Here is a 19251-nt window from a genome sequence, read left to right on the forward strand (position 1 = left end):
TCAGGCGACCTGCTCGTCACGCTGTGCGTCGATGATCCGGTCGCCGCCGGCATAGACGACCATGGAGTTGCCGCGGAGAAAGCCGACCAGGGTCATGCCAACCTCGACGGCGAACTCCGCGGCGAGTGACGAGGGCGCCGAGACCGCCGCGAGCACGGGAATGCCCGCCATCAGGGCCTTCTGGGTGAGTTCGAAACTCGCCCTGCTCGATACCATGAGCACCGTGCCGGTCAGCGGCAGCCTGTTCTCCTTGACCGCCCAACCGATGACCTTGTCGACGGCGTTGTGCCGGCCGACGTCTTCGCGCAGCACGAGCATTTCGCCGGAAGCGGCATCGAACAGGCCGGCCGCGTGAATGCCGCCAGTCTTCTCGAACACGTTCTGCCCCGCGCGCAGCTTGTCGGGAAAAGTCGTGAGCAATTCAGCAGTCACTCGCACCGCGTCATCCGCTATCTCAAAGACTGATTTGGTGCGCACGGCATCGATGCTCTCCTTGCCGCACAGGCCACAAGAGCTGTTGGTGATGAGGGAGCGCTCCAAGCTCCGTTCCGGTGGCGCGACGCCGGCACCGAGGGTGACGTCCAGCACGTTATAGGTGTTGACCCCGTCGATCGCCCCCGCGCAGTAGCGGGCCGAATTAAAATCGTCGCCCTGCGTGATGACGCCCTCCGAGACCAGAAACCCCGCCGCAAGGTCGATGTCGTTACCCGGGGTACGCATCGTGACGGCAAGGCGGCGGCCGTTCACTCGAATTTCCAGCGGTTCTTCGACCGCAAGCAGGTCCTCGCCAGCCAGAGGCTGGGCACCGACGGTGATTCGAGTAATTTTGCGTCGCGCGGTAATTCTGTTCATTCTTAAAGTCTCCCACGCTGGTGCCGGTACCGCACTCCAGCCTTGCCGATTAGCCGCCGATGTAGGACATTTCGATTTTCTTGGCACCAGACGCCCGCAGCTCGCTAGTCTTCGCGCTCCGCAGCTGCGAATAGCGGTCGGTGCGCTCCCGCCAGAGGTGCGCCATAACGGTGGAGAGTTCCGCGTCGGAGCATCCGCCGCGCATGAGCGCCCGCAGGTCGTGGCCCTCGGTGGCGAACAGGCAGGTGAACAGCTTGCCATCGGTCGACACGCGGGCGCGCGAGCAGGTCTGGCAGAAGTTCTGGGTGACGCTCGAGATGACGCCGATCTCGCCGCCGCCGTCCTGGTAGCGCCAGCGGCGGGAGGTCTCGCCGCTGTAGTTCGGGGCGATCTCTTCAAGCGGCAGCTCGGCGTGGATGCGCGCGATCACGTCCTTCGACGGAACGACTGCGCCCATCTCCCAGCCGTTGCTCGAACCGACGTCCATGAACTCGATGAACCGCAAAATGTAGGGAGTGTCCTTGAAATGCCGGGCCATGGCGACGATGTCCTGGTCGTTCTTGCCGCGCTGCACGACCATGTTGACCTTGATCGGGCCGAGGCCGACGGCTTCGGCCACGTCGATGCCGTGCAGCACCTTCGCGACCGGAAACTTCACGTCGTTCATGGTGCGAAACGTGGTGTCGTCGAGCGAGTCGAGCGACACCGTGACGCGCTTCAGGCCGGCGTCCTTGAGCGCCTGCGCCTTCACGGCCAGCGCGGACCCGTTCGTGGTCAGGGCAATGTCGATCTCACGGCCGTCGGGGGTGCGCAGCTCGGCCAGCAGGGCGATGAGGTCTTCAAGCCCCCTACGCAGCAGTGGTTCACCGCCGGTCAGCCGAATCTTCTCAACGCCATGGGCTACGGCCACGCGCGCGAGCCGGGTGAGTTCCTCGAAGCTGAGCAGTTCGTCGTGTTCCATGAACGCGAAGTCCCGGCCGAAGATCTCCTTCGGCATGCAGTAGACGCAGCGAAAGTTACAGCGGTCGGTGACGCTGAGGCGCAGGTCGTGCAACGGCCGGTTCAGCCGGTCGGTCACGGTGCCGGTGGGCGTTTCCAGGTCCACCGGAATGTCCGAGCGCTCTCGATAAAAGCGCGGAGCTGGTTGTGCAAAGTCGGCGCCGGTCATGTTTCCACCCTAACCCCGCGCTCCGCACGGGGATACCGAGAACACCGGTTCTAAGCGGATGCCGCGGCTCGCGGCCTGAATCCGTGGCTAATTCAGGAATTATTTCAATTTCTGAGCGGATCCGACGCTATTCGCGCAGATTCGGGTCGGATTTCCTGAATAAGCCACGCGGCGCGCGGATGCTGATGACGCCGATACAGGAATGGCCCGCCCGGGAGAATTCCCGGGCGGGCCATTCACCTATCTGCTGTTAGCCCTTGACGTAGCCGTTGGGGTTCAGCACGTACTTCGTCGCCGCGCCGGCGTCGAATTCGGCGTAGCCACGCGGAGCATCTTCGAGGCTGATGGCCTGGGCGTTGACGGCCTTGGCAATCTGTACCTTGTCGTGCAGGATCGCCATCATCAGCTGGCGGTTGTACTTCATCACCGGGCACTGGCCGGTGGTGAACGACAGCGACTTGGCCCAGCCGAGGCCCAGCCGAATCGACAGTGAGCCCACCTGAGCGGCCTTTTCCTTGGCGCCCGGGTCGCCCGTGACGTAGAGGCCGGGAATGCCGAGGGCACCGCCGGCGGCGGTGACCGTCATGAGCGAGTTGAGCACGGTGGCCGGAGCCTCGTGGTCGGCGTCCTTACCGTGACCACGCGCCTCGAAGCCCACGGCGTCAACACCGGCGTCGACCTCTGGCACGCCGAGGATCTGTTCAATCTGCTCCCCCGGCTCGCCTTTGCTGAGGTCGATGGTCTCGCAGCCGAAGCTGCGGGCCTGCGCGAGACGATCCGCGTTCATGTCACCGACAATGACGACGGCCGCACCGAGCAGCTGCGCCGAGACGGCGGCCGCGAGGCCCACCGGGCCGGCTCCGGCCACGTACACGGTCGTTCCGACGCCAGCACCGGCCGTGTAGGCCCCGTGGAATCCGGTCGGGAAGATGTCGGACAGCATGGTGAGGTCCATGATCTTTTCGAGCGCCTGGTCCCGGTCGGGAAACTTCAGCAGGTTCCAGTCGGCATAGGGAACCAGCACGTACTCGGCCTGGCCTCCCACCCAACCGCCCATGTCGACGTAACCATATGCACTACCCGGACGGTCCGGGTTGACGTTGAGGCAGATGCCGGTCTTGCGTTCCTTGCAGTTGCGACAGCGACCGCAGCTGATGTTGAACGGCACCGACACGATGTCGCCCACCTTGATGAATTCGACGTCGGGGCCAGCTTCGACCACTTCGCCGGTGATTTCGTGACCCAGAACCAGGTTCGCCGGTGCGGTCGTGCGGCCGCGCACCATGTGCTGGTCGGAGCCGCAGATATTGGTGGTCACGGTCTTGAGAATGACTCCGTGGGGCACCTTGCGTCCCACGTTTTCCGGGTTGACGCCCGGCCCGTCTTTCAGCTCGAAACTCGGGTAATCAATGTCGATTACCTCGACGACACCCGGGCTCTTGTAGGCAACTGCTCTGTTCCCCGTCATGAACTACCTTCCTGGTTTTACGCTGATCAGGATGATGTGTTGGGCACGACCCGATCGGCACTGGATGTTCCTGAACGCTGCGTGTGACGGCAGCTCCTCCACTCCATCACCGCTCAACTGAAATTACAATCAGCAAATTGCCAGTTCGCGCCCCCCTTTCAGGACTACGGCACGACCAGACCGGTGAGCGTCTCAGACCTTCCAGACCTGCACAACGGATGGCCGTGGACCGGTCCAGGCACCGGCCGGCACGGGTGCGCCGAGCGGAACGTAGTCGGGGAATCGGCTCGACTGGGCCGCCCAGCTGCCTCTTTCCCCCGGGTGCTGCACGGCGACGTAGACCATCGATTGCTCAGAGCGGATGACCGGACCGCAGGTTTCGGCCTCGCGAGGCACTGAGAGGAACTGCTGCACCCGGCCACGCTCGGGGCCGGTGAGCGGCACTTTGAACAGTCCGTCGCAGTATCCGATTGTGTTCGGCGCGCCGTCGGTGGAGATCCACAGGTTGCCCTGGACGTCGAAAGCCACGTTGTCGGGGCAGGAGATGGGCGACACCTTCTCTCTCGGAAAACCGGCGAAGTAGGTGCTCGTGTTCGTCGCGGGGTCTCCGCAAACCAGCAGCAGGTTCCAGTCAAAGGTCACCGAGGTCGCGTCAGAGCCCGTTTCGGTGATCTCTACGATGTGGCCGTCACGGTTGGCCACCCGGGGGTTGGGCTCGGTGGCGCCTTCCTGACCGAGCGCGCCGCGATCGGTGTTGTTGGTGCAGGCGACATAGATCTTGCCGGTCACCGGGCTCGGCTCGACGTCTTCGCAACGGTCCATTTTGGTGGCGCCGACGGCATCCGCTACCAGACGGGTGTTCACGAGGGCATCGTCGGTGCTGAAGCCAGGAACCTGGCAGACGCCGTCGATGACGAGCGCCACCCACTGACCGGTGCCGTCGAAGAGGCCGTCGGCGGGTAGCTGGCCGGTGCCGGTGATCTCGCGCTCTGGCGAGTTTCCAGTGAAGCGAGCCACGTAGAGGGATCCCCGGGTGAGCAGGGACTTGTTGTGGGTGCGTGCCTTCGGACCCTTCTTCTTGTCGAAACGATCGAAGGAGACAAACTTGTAGAGATAGTCGAAGCGCTCGTCGTCGCCCATGTAGGCGGCGACGTGGCCGGTCTTTCCGACGATGACATTGGCCCCCTCGTGCTTGAACCGGCCGAGCGCAGTGTGCTTGACCGGGGGCTCGTTCGGTGCCTCCGGATCGATCTCCACGATCCAACCGAATCGGTTGGGCTCGTTCTCGTTGCCGGCGACGGTGGCGTCGAAGCGGTCGTCGATCTGCTCCCAGAGCCGACCGGTGGGGCGATTTGCCAGGCCGTAGCGGGCATCCGCTGTGCTGGTGCCGTTCGTGCGGAAGTATCCGTTGAAATTTTCTTCACCGGACAGCACCGTGCCCCAGGGTGTGGTGCCGCCGGCGCAGTTGCCGAGGGTGCCGAGCACGGTGCGGCCCGTCGGGTCCGCCGCGGTCTTCAGCAGGGCGCTTCCAGCGGCCGGGCCGGTGACGGTGAACGGTGTGCTCGCGGTGATGCGGCGGTTGAGGGGGTCACCCACGCGGTAGGTCCAGGGTTGGCCGGCGCGCTTCCGTTCGAGGGCGACCACGGACATGCCGTGGGCCATCATGGCCACGCGACGCTGCTCATCCGCTTCGACCGCAGTGAGGGCTGGCGAAAACATGATGCCCTCGTTGGTGTACTCATGGTTGGTGACGAGGATGCCGGAGCGTCCCTTTGGTCCCTTGCTCTCGATGATGTCGAGGTAGTCATTGTTGTAGCCGAACTGGCGGGCCTGCAATGCGGCGCTCTGGTGTTCGGGGTCGAAACGATCGGTGGCGGCGAAGAGCGGGTCGCCCCAGCGGATGATCGGGTTCCAGGAATAGCCCGTCGGAACCACGAAAGAGTCAACGGCAGCCGGAACCGGAGCGATGGGGGCGAACGCGAGGCCGCGGCCAGCAGGACCGGCCGGGCCGCCCGGCACGGCCAGGGCGGGAGCGGGTTCCCCGGAACCGAGCAGAATGGCGGCGGCACCGACGCCAACCCCCACGAGCAGGGAACGTCGGCTCATGGCGGCCCCCACGATGTCGCGAAAGTAGTCGTTCGAGCTCTCATTGGGTACCGGGTGAAAACAGGCATCCGCGCACTTGAGGTGGCAGGTGACGGCGCTGCGTTTACCGAGGGTGTGCCCCTGCATGGGAAGGAGCGGAAGCAATGGCCGGTCGCGAGCGGGGGCGTGCTGGCGGGGGCCGGTGGATTCGTTGCTCAGCATGCGGGCGCTCCTCGTGGTCGTTTGGGTCCCCGAACTGGGGATAGAACTACTCTCTCGCTGTCCCCTCTCCGATTCACGACAACCATGTGGCCCGTTGGTGAACGGACCATGAACGCTCGGGGCCGCTAGCGGGAGTGAAGGAAGAGTGCGACGGCGTGCGCCGTGGTTTCGCGTACCCGTGCGGCCGCATTCTGCTGCAGGTCGTCGAGCGTTGCCGGCCCACCGGCGATCGAGAACGCGGCAGCAACACCGGATGCCGCGGTGTCGGCCGCAGACAGCGCCACCCGCCCGGCGATGACGACGACCGGGCATCCTGCCGGTGCGAGACGAGCGACAGCCACGGCCACCTTGCCGCCGAGGGACTGGGAGTCGAAGCTGCCTTCACCGGTGAGTACGAGGTCGGCGTTGGCCATTTTGTGGGGCAGGCCGACGGCATCCGCTACCAGGGTGGAGCCGGGAACCAACTCGGCCCGAAGCAGTGGAACGAGAGTGGCCGGCATGCCGCCGGCCGCCCCCGCTCCGGGCCGGTCGGTCATGTCCTCGCCGGTCATATCGAGCACGATCGCGGCGAGGTGGGCCAGACCGGCGTCGAGCCCAGCGATATCGCGGGGCTGTGCACCTTTTTGCGGACCGAAAACGGCAGCGGCACCGGTGGGGCCACAGAGTGGATTGTTCACGTCGACGGCGAGGCGCCAGCGCACGGTACGGGCGCGTGGGTGCAGCTCGCTCAGGTCGATCAAGGCAATCCGGGCCAGCCCGGCGCCGCCGGGAGCGACGGGGGTGCCGGCAGCGTCAAGAAACCGCGCGCCGAGGCCGGCCAACAGGCCTGTTCCACCGTCAGTGCTGGCCGAGCCGCCGACGCAAACCAGAATCTCTTCGACGTTTTGATCGAGCAGTTCGCGGGCGAGCAAACCGACCCCGAAGGTGTCGGCGCGCTGGGGCTGGGGCACGGCATCCGCTACCAGCGGCAGGCCATTGGACTCGGCCGCCTCGATCAGACCGATGCGGCCGTCGGCCGAGGTCGCGTACCGAGCCCGGCGGCTGCGACCGAGCGCATCGACGGTCAGCATGGTGCGGGGCGTGACTTCCCAGACCGCTGCGATGGCATCGAGCGTCCCCTCGCCGCCATCGGCCATCGCGCACAGCGTGATCCGGGCCTCCGGCAGGCCGAGGGCGAGGCAAGCGTCCCGTGTCCCGGCCGCCATGGCGTCTGCCGCATCGGCCGCACTCAGACTCCCCTTGAACGAATCGGGTGCGATGACCAGTGTGAGCGGCTTCAGCGCCGTGCGACCATTCATTAATTCAGGCTAGAACAGAATTACGCACATATTCAGGTGGAACGAACCCACATTTACCGGCAACTTACGTCGTTAAACCTGTGCATTGTGCACATATTGGGCCGAATCTGCCGCCAGCGCGACTCGCATCGAAACGGCACAACTGAACCGACGAATATTCAGACCGGTGAGCAACTCGATGCGATCGAGTCGCTGCACCACGGTATTGCGGTGCACGCCGAGCGCCGCCGCGGTGTGCGCGATCGACAATTCTTCGCGCAGAAACACGCGCGCTGTTTCGCGCAAAACCTCGCCGAGCGGGTCGAGCACCGACCCGGCCACGTCGCCCAGCAGTTCGTCTGGCAAGACGGCGATGGCCAGTTCGAGGCCGAGGGAGTCGAGCGGAATTTCGGAGCGCGGCTCTCCGACTGCGGTGCCGATGAGACCGGGCCGGGCGAGCAGCGCGCTCAGGCGCTCGGCATCATCGGTGAGTTGCATCATCGTCGCGCCAACCCGCCCGGTCAGAAACCGCAAGGACTTGGAGCTGGGCTGTTGCAACCGTTGCTGGAGCAGCGCGAGACCGAGAGCGGTCGACGATCCGCTCAACACCCAGACAGCACCGTGAATATCGGCGGCCACGACTCCGGATACATCGCGCAGCTGACGCAGCAACAACACCGAACGACTGGTTCCAAGATGCAGAATGCCGGTCAGATTCCACGGCGGCTGCAATGGAGCATCAATACCCTGCAGTGCCGCGATCAGGCGCCCTTCAGTGAGCTTGCGCAACGACAGGCTCGAGAGGATGTCCCGGGTCGCCGATTCCCGCCACGACGCGTTGTCCCGCAGCCGTTCCTGCATGATCAGCATCTGAACGGTGAGCACGAGCACCTGCGCCACCGGCAACACTTCGGCGGGGGTTCCGGTGACCCCGACCACCGCGGCGACGCGTCCATCGAGGATCAGCGGAATATTCACTCCCGGCCGGGTGCCCTGGTGCTCGTCACCGGGAGCAATCTGCACCGTCTCGCCGCGTCCGGCGGCGTTTCGCGCCCCGTCGTGCAGGGTGCCGATACGTGACGCGTCCATCGACCCGATGATCAGCCCTGCGGCATCCATGATGTTGACGTTGTGCACGAGGCTCGGCGCGACCTGCTCGACCAGGCGCTGCGCGAGCGCCCGGTTGATCTGCACAGTATCGGGCAGCACGGCGTCGCTCGGAACGATGTCAGTCACCTGACCATCGTAGATCGAGGTCGGTGGATGGGTCTCGCGCAATCTCTTGTGGCGCGTGTCGGTGGGTTGACCTACACTTTTCATATAGAAGATGCATTCTAGAAGAATCGGTTTTTTCCAGCATTTGTTCGAATTTGATACAGCACTTTTACAGCACTGGCTGGCTCATCAGCTTTTTTGTGACCAGCCGGTGCGTATGCACCCGAATACCAGCACCCGAACAGGGAGGCCACCTTGCCCCAGATCATTGATACACCGGTTGACGTTGAGCTGTCCGCCGATGGCGACCCGCGCGCGTTCATTTGGAATCGATTCGAGCACACCGTCATCGGGCAACCACAGGCGGTGTTCAAGCGCACCCGCTGGTGGGAGAACGAGGGAACACCCACCCGCATCGACACCGAGCTGTGGCGGCTCGACGCCAGCCGGGGCGGCGAAGAGCAGCACCGATACGACCTGCGCCGCGGCACGGACGGATCCTGGACTTTAGCATTGGACTGGGGATGAACAGCGCACTGAACTTCCCACACCTGCACGTCGCGAGCGCCTACTCGACCCACTATGGGGTAACACTTCCCGAAGTTCTGGCCGAGCAGGCGGCCGCACAGGGGGCAACGTTTCTCGCCGTCACCGACCGTGACGGGCTCTACGGCGCCGTCAAACACGTGCGCGCCTGCGTTGCCGCAGGCATCCGCCCCGGGCTCGGCGCCGAACTCGCCGTGCACGACGACGAGTACCGCTCGCTCGGCCGGGTGGTCGTGCTAGCCCACGGCGACACCAACGGTCGCGGGTACGCCGCACTCTGCCGCGCGGTCAGTGCCGCTCACGCCGCCGATGCCGGTCACCGCTCTTTGAGCCCAACCGGCAGCGCCGGGCCGAGCATCTCGCGCGCCCGGCTGGCCGACCTGGCCGGCCTCGCTTCGCTCACCGTGCTGCTCGGCCCAGACTCCGACGTCGGTCTCGCGATCGCACGGCGCGACAATACGGATGCCGCGGCGCGGCTCACCCACTGGCAGCGTGCCCTGCCCGCCCAGGCCGTCGTGCTCGAGGTCGTCTGTCACCTCGCCGAAAGCGGCACGGTCGGCAGCGTGACCCCGGCCACCCGCATGCTTGCCCTCGCCGAGAACGCCGGGCTACCGGCGGTGCTCAGCAATGCCGTGCGGTACGGCACCCCCGAAGAAGCGGTCACCGCCGACCTCGCCGACGCCGCGCGCTATCTGCTGCCGCTCGCCGAACTCGAAACCCCGCAGACCAACGGCCAGGCCTGGCTCAAACCGGCCGGAGCAATGCGTCAGGTGGCCCGTATGGTCGTTGACGCCGGACTGCATGACACGGGCGCCCTCGAACGGCTGCTGCGCGATACCGAACAGCTCGCTGACCGCTGCAGCCTCGATCCAGCCCTCGACATCGGCCTCGGGCGCCCGCGCATGCCGGAGGCGCGCATCATCGGTGTCACCGGCGACCCGGTCACCGAACTCTGGCGTCGGGCTCGCAGCGGCATCGCCGACCTGTACTCGGCGAGCGGCTCGCGCGCGGTCGAGGCCGCCCACGCCCAACTCGCCCACGAGATGAAAACGGTCGAGCACTTAGGCTTTGCCAGCTACTTTCTTACCGTGTCCCGGGTGGCCGACATTATTCGTGGCATGGGCATCCGCATTCAGGCGCGCGGCTCTGGGGTCGGCTCGGTGCTCAACTATGCGCTGCGCACCTCCTCGGTCGAACCGATCGAGAACGGGCTGCTCTGGGAGCGGTTTCTCTCCCCCGAACGCCAAACGCTGCCCGACATCGACATCGACGTCGAGTCGGCCCGGCGACACGACATCTACCGCGAGGTCTTTCGCGCTTTCGGCAGCGACCGGGTCTCGCTCATGTCGATGACCAACGCCTACCGCGGCCGCGGCGCCGTGCGCGACGCCGGCCTCGCCCTCGGCCTGCCCGACGCGCAGATCAACGTGATCGCCAAGCAGATGTGGCGGTTCAACGCCCGCGACTTTCGCCGCGCCCTCGAAGAGAAGCCCGAGCTCGAGGCCCTCGCCACCGAGGTGCGCGAATCGCAACAACTCGACCTGTTGGTCGACCTCACCGCGAAACTCGACCGACTCCCCCGGCACATTTCGGTGCATCCCTGCGGCGTGATCCTCTCCGACGCGAGCCTGCTCGACCGCACTCCGGTGCAGGCGAGCGGCATGGGCCTGCCCATGTCGCAGTACGACAAGCACGACATGGACCCGATGGGCCTGATCAAACTCGACATTCTCGGCGTGCGCATGCAGTCGGCAATGGCGCACGCCGTCGAAGAGCACCACCGACTCACCGGCGAAAGCATCGACCTCGACCGGGTGCCGCTCGACGATGCGAAAACCTTCGAGCTCATTCGCTCCACCCGCACCCTGGGCATCTTTCAGATCGAGTCCCCCGGCCAGATGGAACTGGTCGGCAAGCTGCAACCCGAGGTGTTCAACGACCTCACCGTGGAGATTTCGCTGTTTCGCCCCGGCCCGATGAAGAACAACATGCCGCTCAAATATCTGCAGGCCCGGCACGGCGAGGTCATACCCGACTACATCCACCCCCGCTTCGAACCGATTCTGCGCGAAACGAACGGCGTCGTGATCTTTCACGAACAGGTCATGCGACTGTTCGACGAACTCACCGGCTGCGGCCTTGGCAAAGCGGATGTCTTTCGCCGGCACCTGGGCAAGCCCGAGCAGCTACCGCAAATTGAGGAGTACCTGCGCGAAAAAGCGCTCGCCCGCGGGTTCAGTACGAAGGTCATCGACCAGATCTGGACGGTATTGGCGGGGTTCGGCAGCTTCGGCTTCGCCAAGGCCCACGGGGCCGCGTTCGCCCTGCCCACCTACCAGTCCGCCTGGCTGAAAACCCACCACCCGGCGGCTTTTCTCGCCGGGCTGCTCACCCACGACCCCGGCATGTGGCCCAAGGACCTCATCGTCGCCGAAGCCAGGGTGCTCGGGGTGCCGGTACTCCCCCTCGACGTGCAGTCGAGCGCGCTGGACTACCGGGTAGAAGATCTCGCCGACGGGAGCCAGGGCATCCGTTTGGCGCTGCCCGAACTTGTCGGCAGCACGGAGGCGGAGCGGGTACGCATTGCGCAGCATCAGCCGTTCGGATCGCTGCAGGACTTTCGCGACCGGGTGCATCCTCGGCGGCGCACCTTCGAGGCGCTCGCCCGGGTGGGCGCCCTCGACACGTTCATCGGCTACGACCGCACCCGGCGACACGAGCTGCTCGCGCACATTCAGTCGCTGCGCGGCACCGCCGTGGTCATTCGCGCCGACCAGCTCGCGTTCGAGGTGGAGCTGCCGGTGCCGCGCTATTCCGGTGACCGTGCGGGCGCCATCACCTCGCTGGAGCTGCGCGGCCGCACCCAAACCGATCTGGAACTGCTCGATCTGAACCTGGCCGTCGGGTCGCACCAGATGAAACGCTTTCACGAGCTGTTTCGCGAGTTGGGGGTGACCCCGGCGAGCGAACTCGGCAACCTGCCCGGCGGCACCGAGGTGCTGCTCGCCGGAGTGCGGCGGGCCACCAACACGCCGCCGATGCGCGGCGGCCGCCGAGTGGTGTTCATCAGCCTCGACGACGGCACCGGACCGGTCGCCAACGTCGTGTTTTTTCACGACGCGCAGGAACGGGTCGGCGGGCAGGTGTTCCAGACCAATTACATGCTCGTACGCGGTCGAACCCGGCGCTCCGGCGCCCGCGGAGTGTCGGTGACCGGGGAGAACATCTGGAATCTGTTCGACGTGGCCAGGCAGGTGAAGGAGCGGCACGCCGTTGAGCGCGCCGCCGCCGAGGAAGCGGCGAGTGCGGCCGCGTATGCCGCCGAACTGGCCGCGCAGGAATCTGCGCGGGAAACGTCGAGTCCCGGCGGCACCCTGCACCACCTCAAGGCCGCGCAGAGCGCGTAACGTCTCCTGGCGACGTTATTGGCCAGGCGGGGCAGGAGCCCCGGGCGGCGGCGCGACCGGCGGTGCAGGATCAACGGGCGGCGCGGCGACCGGTGGCGCCACAACCTTCGGCGGTGGAATGTACTTGGGAGCCAGTTCCTCGAACACGTCACCGCCGTACTTGGCGTTCGCTGCCGACATAACGACCGGCCACATGCGGTGGCGTGCCGTGGCGATCTGGTCCCGGCCGAAGAATTGACGCCGCTGACTGAGCGTTCCGGTGAGGCTGACCACCGCGACCACGGTCGCCACCTTGGTACTCGCACCGCTCATCCAGGTGTCTTTCGCGCCATCCGTTGTCCCGGTCTTACCGATCATGGGCACATTCGGATTCGTGTTGTAGTTCGATTGCTGCCCGGTGCCGCCGAGCATCACCCGGCGCATGGCATAGGCCATGCCGGCGGCGACCGTGGCATCGACCGATTGGGAGCACACCGACGGCGGAACCGGAACCTCCACTCCATCGGGTCCGACGATGCGGTCAATGGCGATCGGCGAGCAGGTCACCCCCTTGTTCGCGATGCCGGCGAAGGCGATGGCCATCGTGAGGGGTGCGATTTCGTTGGTTCCGATAACGGATGCCGCGGACTGCGACAACGGGTTGCCGTCGGCTCGGTGCACCCCGAATGCCTCAGCCGTCTGGCGAATGCCGCAGAGGTCGAGCCGCTTGGCCATTCCGATGAAGCCGGTGTTGATCGAGCCGACGGTGGCCTGCAGCGCACTGTAGTTGGAGCCGGATTCGTTGGCATCGTTGCGCGGGTTCCAGGGTGGTTCATCCTTATCGTAATTCTGCGGGCCGAAGCAGCTGTCCTGGAAGGTGCCCCAGTTTGCCTTGCGCCGGGAATCGACCCGTTCGTTGAGGGAGTGGCCTTCCTTGAGCCACTCGGCAAGGGTGAACACCTTGTAGGTCGATCCGGGTTGGAACCCACTCGAGCCGCCCTCGGCATAGTCGGTGGCGTAGTTGATGCCGGTGTAGTTGGCCCCGGTCGCCTGCACGGCCGGGTCCTGGCTGTAGTCCTTGTTCTGCGTCATGGCGAGCACCCGGCCGGTGCCGACCTGCACACTCGTGATGATCGCGCCGACATCGCCACCGGCATAGACCTTGGGAACCTGTTGGTTCATGGTGGTCACGGCCGCGTTCTGCACGTCGAGGTCCAGGGTCGTGTAGACGTCGTAGCCGCCCCGGCGAAAGTTGAGCATGCGCGTGGCCGCATCGGCGCCGAAGGTGGGGTCGGTCTGAAGAATCTTGGTCACATAATCGCAGAAGAAGGCATTGCCCACTGCGGTCTGGCAGCCGGTACTTGGTTCGGTGATGATCGGTTCGACCGGCGCGGCGATCGCGGCGTCGAAATCGGCCCGACTGAGCTTCTTGTAGCGCAGCATTTCACGCAAGATGTAGTCGCGACGTTGTTTGTTCGCGGCATACCCGTTGGCAGCACCGTTGGTCTCACTCGCGGGCTGGTCGAGCTGAAACTTGACCGGGTTGTTCACGATTGCCACCAGGCTGGCCGCCTGCGGCAGGGTGAGTAAGGCAGCCGTCGTGTTGAAATAGTAGTTGGCGGCGGCCTCGATTCCATAAACGGTGCCGCCGAATCCGGTGATGTTGAAATACTGGCGCAGAATGTCGTACTTGCTGTACTTCTTCTCCACCCCGATCGCCAGCCGCATCTCCTTGAGTTTGCGGTCGGGGGTGGTCTCGGTCGCTGCGGTGTAGCAGGCGTCGTGCGCGCGCTGGTCGGTGAGAAGCTCACACTTCTGCACCAGCACGTTCTTCACGTATTGCTGCGTAATGGATGACCCGCCCTGCGTGTCTCCGCCGGCCACCGTCGTCGCTGTGGCCCGCAACGTGCCCTGCAGGTCGACCCCGCCATGCTCATAGAACCGGGGATCCTCCCCCGACACCGCAGCGTCCTTGGCGAATTGGCTGATCGCATCCCAACTCACCTCGATGCGATTTTGGTCATAGAAGGAGGCGAGGAGTTCGACGGTTCCGTCGCTGCGCGTCGCCAGGATGTCGCTCTTCTGGGACAGCGGCTCGATATTCACGTAGTCGGGCAGGTTCTCGAACACCGAGATCGTGTTCGTCGCGGCCAGGCCCGAGAGCGCAACCACCGGGGTCACCGATGCGGTGACGAGCACACCGGCCGCGACGCTCATGGCCACGAAACCGAACAGGCCACCGAGCGCGCCGTGCAGTGTGCGCCGACGGGACAGAGCTGAATTGCTTGGAATCTGAGTGACCTGCACCACGTTTACTCCCAGCTGATGCCATCCAGGGCGAGAGCCAACGCCTGCGCATTGGTTCGCGAGTCAAGGTCATGCTAGTCAAATGCGGGTGATTAGATGGTCGACAGTCCGTTACGAAAATGTATCGGCTTGATTCCGGTTTGCCGGTACTATCCGGTACAGGTGCTGGAGGTGATGCATGCGAACGTTCGGCATTGAAGAGGAATTCATCTTTCTCAAACCGGCGACGCTTCAGCCAGCAAACGTGGGCGACGCGGTGCACGCGGAACTTCTCGGCCGCGCTCCGATTTCCCGGTTCGTCAGCCACGAGTTTTTGGCCTCGCAGATCGAGCGGTCGACGCCGGTCTTTGAACGCTTCGAAGAGGCATCCGCTGATCTGCTGGCATTTCGGTCGCGGCTGGCGCGGGCCGCCCTCAGCCGTGGGGTCCTGGCCGCCGGCGTCGGAGCGCCGTTCCAGACCGCGGGCTGGCCGGAAGTGACCGATGTCGAGCGGTACCACACGGTCGAGAGCGAATTTCGGGGGCTCGTGCCCGATCACCTCATCAACGGGCTGCACGTGCACGTCGGCATTCCGAACCGCGAGGCCGGTGTACAGGCACTCAATCGGGTGCGCGTCTGGCTGCCCACGCTGCTCGCGCTTGCGGTGAATTCGCCGTTCTGGCGCGGCGCGGACACCGGGTTTTCGAGCTGGCGCAGCGTGCACATGCGCCGCTGGTCCACCATCGGCTGCCCGCCGCTCTTCACGGATGCCGCCGATTACGACCGCCGGATTCGCCAGCTCGTCGGCGTCGGCGGTACCTACGACCTGCGCACGATCTGGTGGAATGCGCGGCTGCCCCTGGAACATCCGACCATGGAGATTCGCGTCTGCGACGCCCAGCTCGATGCGCCGTCGACCCTGCTGCTCGCCGCCCTGACCCGTGCGCTCGTCACGACCGCCCTGCGCGACAGCGAAACGGATGTCGCCCCCATCGACATCGCACCGGAACTGCTCGATGCCGGGCTCTGGCACGCTGCCCGCGAAGGCGTGGAGTCGAACCTGTTGAATCCCGTGTCTGGCACCCTGGAAAGTTCGACCGCCGTGACGGATGCCCTGCTGCACTACTGCGGCGACGCCATCGATGAGATCGGCAATCGCGACCGCATCCAGACTCTGCTGGCCCGCACGCGGCGACTGGGAACCGGGGCGGAGCGTCAGCGCGCCGCCATGCGCGCCGGAGGCCAGTCGGCCCTCGCCGCTTTGCTCGAGCACGCGCTGACCGCGCACGACTGACCAAAGCTCTACCGTTATTTGAGGCCTGAAACCAGCCTGTGGAGAACTTAAACGGGATTTTAGCAATCCGGTCTACTGTGACCCCATGCGAAACCCGTCACGTCGCCGTCCCCTGCACGCCGTCGTGCCGAGCGCTGTCCTGCTGGTCTCCATCGGTCTGCTGAGCGGATGCATGGCCACTCCCGCCCCGACCGACAGCTCCACGCCGTCTGCGGCAGCCGAACCCACCGCGACACCCCCGGTCTTCGCCTCGGACGAGGAAGCCCTCGCTGCCGCCGAGGCGGCCTATACCGCGTACGAAGCGCTTTCAGACTCAATCACAGCCGATGGAGGAATTCGCGGCGATCGGATAGAGCCTGCTGCTAGTCCCAAATACCTACCGAACCTGTTGGACTCATTCGTTGGATTCTCGAAGACGGGCTTCATTAGCCGTGGTTCGTCAACTTTTGACAATGTTTCATTAATACGCAATTCCGTCGAGCCGCGTGGAGGAGTCTCAATTGAGCTCTACCTCTGTTCAGACATTTCGGAAGTTCGACTGATTGACAAAACAGGCGCTGACGTCACTCCAGCCGGGCGCACAAACCGCACGCCATTGCAAGTGGGCTTTACTTCGAGCGCGGCGAACCCTTCGCTATTGCTCCTCGACAAGGAGGACGTATGGTCCGGCAGAAATTTCTGCTAGCACTGATAATTGGCACTCTGCTAACTTTCTGTCCGCCAATCGTCCCAGGTGCGTCTGCGTGTGAACTTGCGTCCCGTCTGATCGGAGACTGTCCGGGGGAGCTAGTCTCGGGCGGACTCAACAATGGCCACGGCGTCGATGTATTCGCCGAAGGGTCTGCGACTTCGGACGGCACAGGCACTGGGAAGGCCACTGGGTCCGGCGGCGGCTCGGCGGGCGACCTGGAACGACCGGCCATGTGCGTGAGCCACAAATCGACGACGGAACCCAGCCAATGGGTTCCCTGCAACACCGGCGGCCTCAGCGACATAGTGGAACGACACCCCCAGCTGGTACCCACCATCGCCGCACCCCCGGCAGCCTGCCCACTCTGCTCCGCCGCGACCATCGTCCGCGTCTCCGACCTGCAGAACTTCCCCGCGCCGACCGCCCCAACAGGCATGGAACCCAACGGCTGGGCCATCGTCGGACTCGCCGCCAACTTCTGGACCGGCGCATCCACTCACATCAGCGAAGGTCTCCTCCTCGGCCAACCCGCGCAGGTCATGTTCACCCCGATCGGCTACCACTGGAACTTCGGCGACGGAAACACCGCCACCTCCCCGACCGGAGGCGCCAGCTGGGAAGCCCTCGGACTTCCTGAATTCACCACCACCGACACCAGCCACAAGTACACGGCCAAGGGCACCTACTCCATCGTCCTCACCATCAAATACCACGCCGACTACAGCTTCGGCGACCAAGGCTGGCGCCCCGTCGACGGCACCATCACCATGCCCTCAGCCCCAATCACCGTCATGGCCGCAAACGAATCCACCGTACTCGTCACCGAAGACTGCCTCACCAACCCCCACGGCCCCGGCTGCTAACGAGGTCGGGGGTCGCACTTCGGTGCCGGAGGATACAGGGCAGGTGACCCCGCGCCCCGGGCGCTGGCCAGACACTGTTACAGTCTTCGGGAGCCAGCTGCACCGGGGCCGCGGGAGCGAATCTCCCGCGCTTCTGCCAGCTACGGCAGCAGGCGATCCCCAGCTTTCTTGGGCAGCCGGGCCGCCGCCGCACGGGCAATTGTGGCAGCAGTTTCGTCGGCGACAGCATCGAAATCAACGCCGTCGATCGACTGCGAAACGGATGCTTCCGCTGCTGATCGCACCGCTGCGGCAGCCGTCGCTGCGGACGGGGCCACCGACGTTGACGAAGGCGCAGCGGCGGCCGACGCCGACGTTGGCGCCGCCCCGGACTGCTGTGACGCAGCGCCGGTTGCGCTCGAGTGAGTCGGCGCAGCACCAGCGGTCGACGCGGATGCGCCGCTGTGGCTGGGCGTCGCGTTCCGCAAAGCGGCTCCCGCAGTGCCGCCAAGCAGCCCACCGAGCAGGTCCTTGATGCCGATTCCCATGGTGGAGCCGAGCACGGCGTCGACCTCGCTGAAGCCGGACGCGACGTTCCTGGAGAGTTGGCTGGCGCCATCCGTTGAAATGACGGTGAGCTGGTCGATGTTACCCATCGGTGCGGCCAGTTCGTGCGCGATCTGCGGGAGCATTTCGATCAGGCGCAGCTGAATGAGCGCCTCGGACTGCTGGGCGACGGCCTCGGCGGAGAGGCGCGTGGCCGTCGCTTCGGCGGTTCCTCGGGCGAGAATGGCGTCGGCCTCGGCCTGGCCCTCCGCGCGGGTAGCGTCGGCGTTGGCGACACGGCTGTCGCGATCGGCGGTGGCCTTGGCAACGGATGCCTCGGCGGCCGCGATCGCGGTGACCCGGATGCGGTAGGCATCGGCGTCGGCGATCGCGTTGACCTCGGACTCGAGCTCGGCCTTGCGCAGGCTGGCCCGGCGCTGGGCGGTCAGTTCCTGCTCCTGCACGATGGCCTGCTGCGCCTTCGCCTCGGCGAGCGGCTTCGACGCTGCGGCCTCGGCGGACGCCTTGTCGGTGTCAAGCTGCAGCGCGGCTTTACGCAGCGCGAGCGTATTCTGCGCTTCGGCGATGGCCTGCTCGGCGGTAATCAGGGCTTCCTGCGACTCGCGGTTCGCAACGTGCTCGGCCACCTCGGCCTGGCGACGCACCTTCGCCTGCTCGGCACGACCGATGTCGCGAATGTAGTCGTTCTCATCGGTGATGCCCTTGATCTCGAAGGAGTCAACGTCGAGGCCCTGGTTGGCGAGTGATTCGCGAGCCGTGGCGAGCACCGAGGAACCGAGCTCATCGCGCTTCTGAATAACGGTCATGACGTCGGTCGCGCCGATCGACGAACGCAGCGAACCGCTCAGCACCTCCTGCGCGAAGCCGTCAATGTTCTTGTCCTGCCCAAGAAATCGCTGGGCGGCAGCGCGAATCGCAGCGGGGTCGTCGCCGACCTTGACGATGGCGACGGCCTCGACGGAGAGCGTGATGCCGTTGCGGTCCTGCGCGACGGCCGTGATCTCAATCGCCCGGCTGCGCAGGCTGATCTTGAACGCCTTCTGGAAGAACGGTGTGATGAACACACCCTGGCCATGCACGACCCGCTGGCCGGATTCCTCGAGCGTGGCGCCATCGACGATGGTCTTGCGGCTCTTCTTGCCGGTGATGATCAGGGCCTCATCGGGCCCCGCGTTCTTATAGATCGTCTTGGCGTAAATCAGGCCGATAAGCAGAACCACGACAATCGTGAAAATGATCCCGGGGATCGGGCTGAACAGAAAATCGAGCATGGGGTCCTTCCGAGGAGCCGGCGCGTACATCGTTTCCGCGATTCGGTCCGAAGACCTCGGCACAGAGCTGTTCCTCCAGTG

The 19251-nt window shown here is 65.2% G+C and carries 13 protein-coding genes; 5 read left to right on the forward strand and 8 right to left on the reverse strand.

Translation table 11 applies throughout. The features are described 5' to 3' along the window. From fdhD to E3T43_RS06685, 6 genes are all read right to left on the reverse strand, one after another. On the reverse strand, window positions 1-852 hold the full coding sequence (gene fdhD, locus E3T43_RS06660; RefSeq protein ID WP_134471768.1) for a formate dehydrogenase accessory sulfurtransferase FdhD: 852 nt from the start codon (window positions 850-852) through the stop codon (window positions 1-3). 49 nt (window positions 853-901) lie between these two features. Then, window positions 902-2020, reverse strand: a complete 1119-nt coding sequence (gene moaA, locus E3T43_RS06665) for a GTP 3',8-cyclase MoaA (protein WP_134443181.1) — start codon at window positions 2018-2020, stop codon at window positions 902-904. A gap of 250 nt (window positions 2021-2270) precedes the next feature. Continuing rightward, window positions 2271-3488: a formaldehyde dehydrogenase, glutathione-independent gene (gene fdhA, locus E3T43_RS06670; RefSeq protein ID WP_092450714.1), complete on the reverse strand. Its 1218-nt coding sequence runs from the start codon at window positions 3486-3488 to the stop codon at window positions 2271-2273. Window positions 3489-3680: 192 nt separating this feature from the next. Then, on the reverse strand, window positions 3681-5720 hold the full coding sequence (locus E3T43_RS06675) for a PhoX family phosphatase (protein WP_241978858.1): 2040 nt from the start codon (window positions 5718-5720) through the stop codon (window positions 3681-3683). A 200-nt stretch (window positions 5721-5920) separates the two neighbouring features. Beyond that, on the reverse strand, window positions 5921-7093 hold the full coding sequence (locus tag E3T43_RS06680; RefSeq protein ID WP_134471770.1) for a glycerate kinase: 1173 nt from the start codon (window positions 7091-7093) through the stop codon (window positions 5921-5923). A gap of 72 nt (window positions 7094-7165) precedes the next feature. After that, window positions 7166-8308 (reverse strand): sugar diacid recognition domain-containing protein, encoded by a 1143-nt coding sequence (locus tag E3T43_RS06685; RefSeq protein ID WP_166791250.1) that lies wholly within the window; start codon window positions 8306-8308, stop codon window positions 7166-7168. A gap of 234 nt (window positions 8309-8542) precedes the next feature. Between E3T43_RS06685 and E3T43_RS06690 the strand changes: the two genes are divergently transcribed. Then, entirely contained in the window at window positions 8543-8815 is a 273-nt protein-coding gene (locus E3T43_RS06690) for a hypothetical protein (RefSeq protein ID WP_092450722.1), read from the forward strand. Continuing rightward, the gene (locus tag E3T43_RS06695) at window positions 8812-12240 is read left to right on the forward strand and encodes a DNA polymerase III subunit alpha (RefSeq protein WP_134471772.1); all 3429 of its coding nucleotides are present in this window, start codon (window positions 8812-8814) and stop codon (window positions 12238-12240) included. Before E3T43_RS06690 ends, E3T43_RS06695 begins: the two co-directional genes overlap by 4 nt. A gap of 15 nt (window positions 12241-12255) precedes the next feature. Here E3T43_RS06695 and E3T43_RS06700 read toward each other — a convergent pair whose 3' ends face one another. Beyond that, window positions 12256-14529, reverse strand: coding sequence for a transglycosylase domain-containing protein (locus tag E3T43_RS06700; RefSeq protein WP_134471773.1), 2274 nt, complete (start codon window positions 14527-14529; stop codon window positions 12256-12258). A gap of 175 nt (window positions 14530-14704) precedes the next feature. Between E3T43_RS06700 and E3T43_RS06705 the strand changes: the two genes are divergently transcribed. The 3 genes from E3T43_RS06705 (at window position 14705) to E3T43_RS06715 (ending at window position 17353) form a co-directional block, all read left to right on the forward strand. Beyond that, window positions 14705-15799, forward strand: coding sequence for a YbdK family carboxylate-amine ligase (locus E3T43_RS06705; protein ID WP_134471774.1), 1095 nt, complete (start codon window positions 14705-14707; stop codon window positions 15797-15799). A gap of 85 nt (window positions 15800-15884) precedes the next feature. After that, complete coding sequence (locus E3T43_RS06710; protein ID WP_134471775.1) at window positions 15885-16484, forward strand: hypothetical protein; 600 nt, start codon at window positions 15885-15887, stop codon at window positions 16482-16484. A gap of 242 nt (window positions 16485-16726) precedes the next feature. Beyond that, window positions 16727-17353, forward strand: a complete 627-nt coding sequence (locus E3T43_RS06715; RefSeq protein WP_134471776.1) for a PKD domain-containing protein — start codon at window positions 16727-16729, stop codon at window positions 17351-17353. A gap of 140 nt (window positions 17354-17493) precedes the next feature. On the opposite strand, the gene E3T43_RS06720 is transcribed toward E3T43_RS06715, so the two are convergent. Beyond that, window positions 17494-19170, reverse strand: coding sequence for a flotillin family protein (locus tag E3T43_RS06720; RefSeq protein ID WP_166791251.1), 1677 nt, complete (start codon window positions 19168-19170; stop codon window positions 17494-17496). Window positions 19171-19251 lie beyond the last annotated feature (81 nt).

Source organism: Cryobacterium sp. Hh7, from assembly GCF_004403155.1.
GTDB classification, from domain to species: domain Bacteria; phylum Actinomycetota; class Actinomycetes; order Actinomycetales; family Microbacteriaceae; genus Cryobacterium; species Cryobacterium levicorallinum.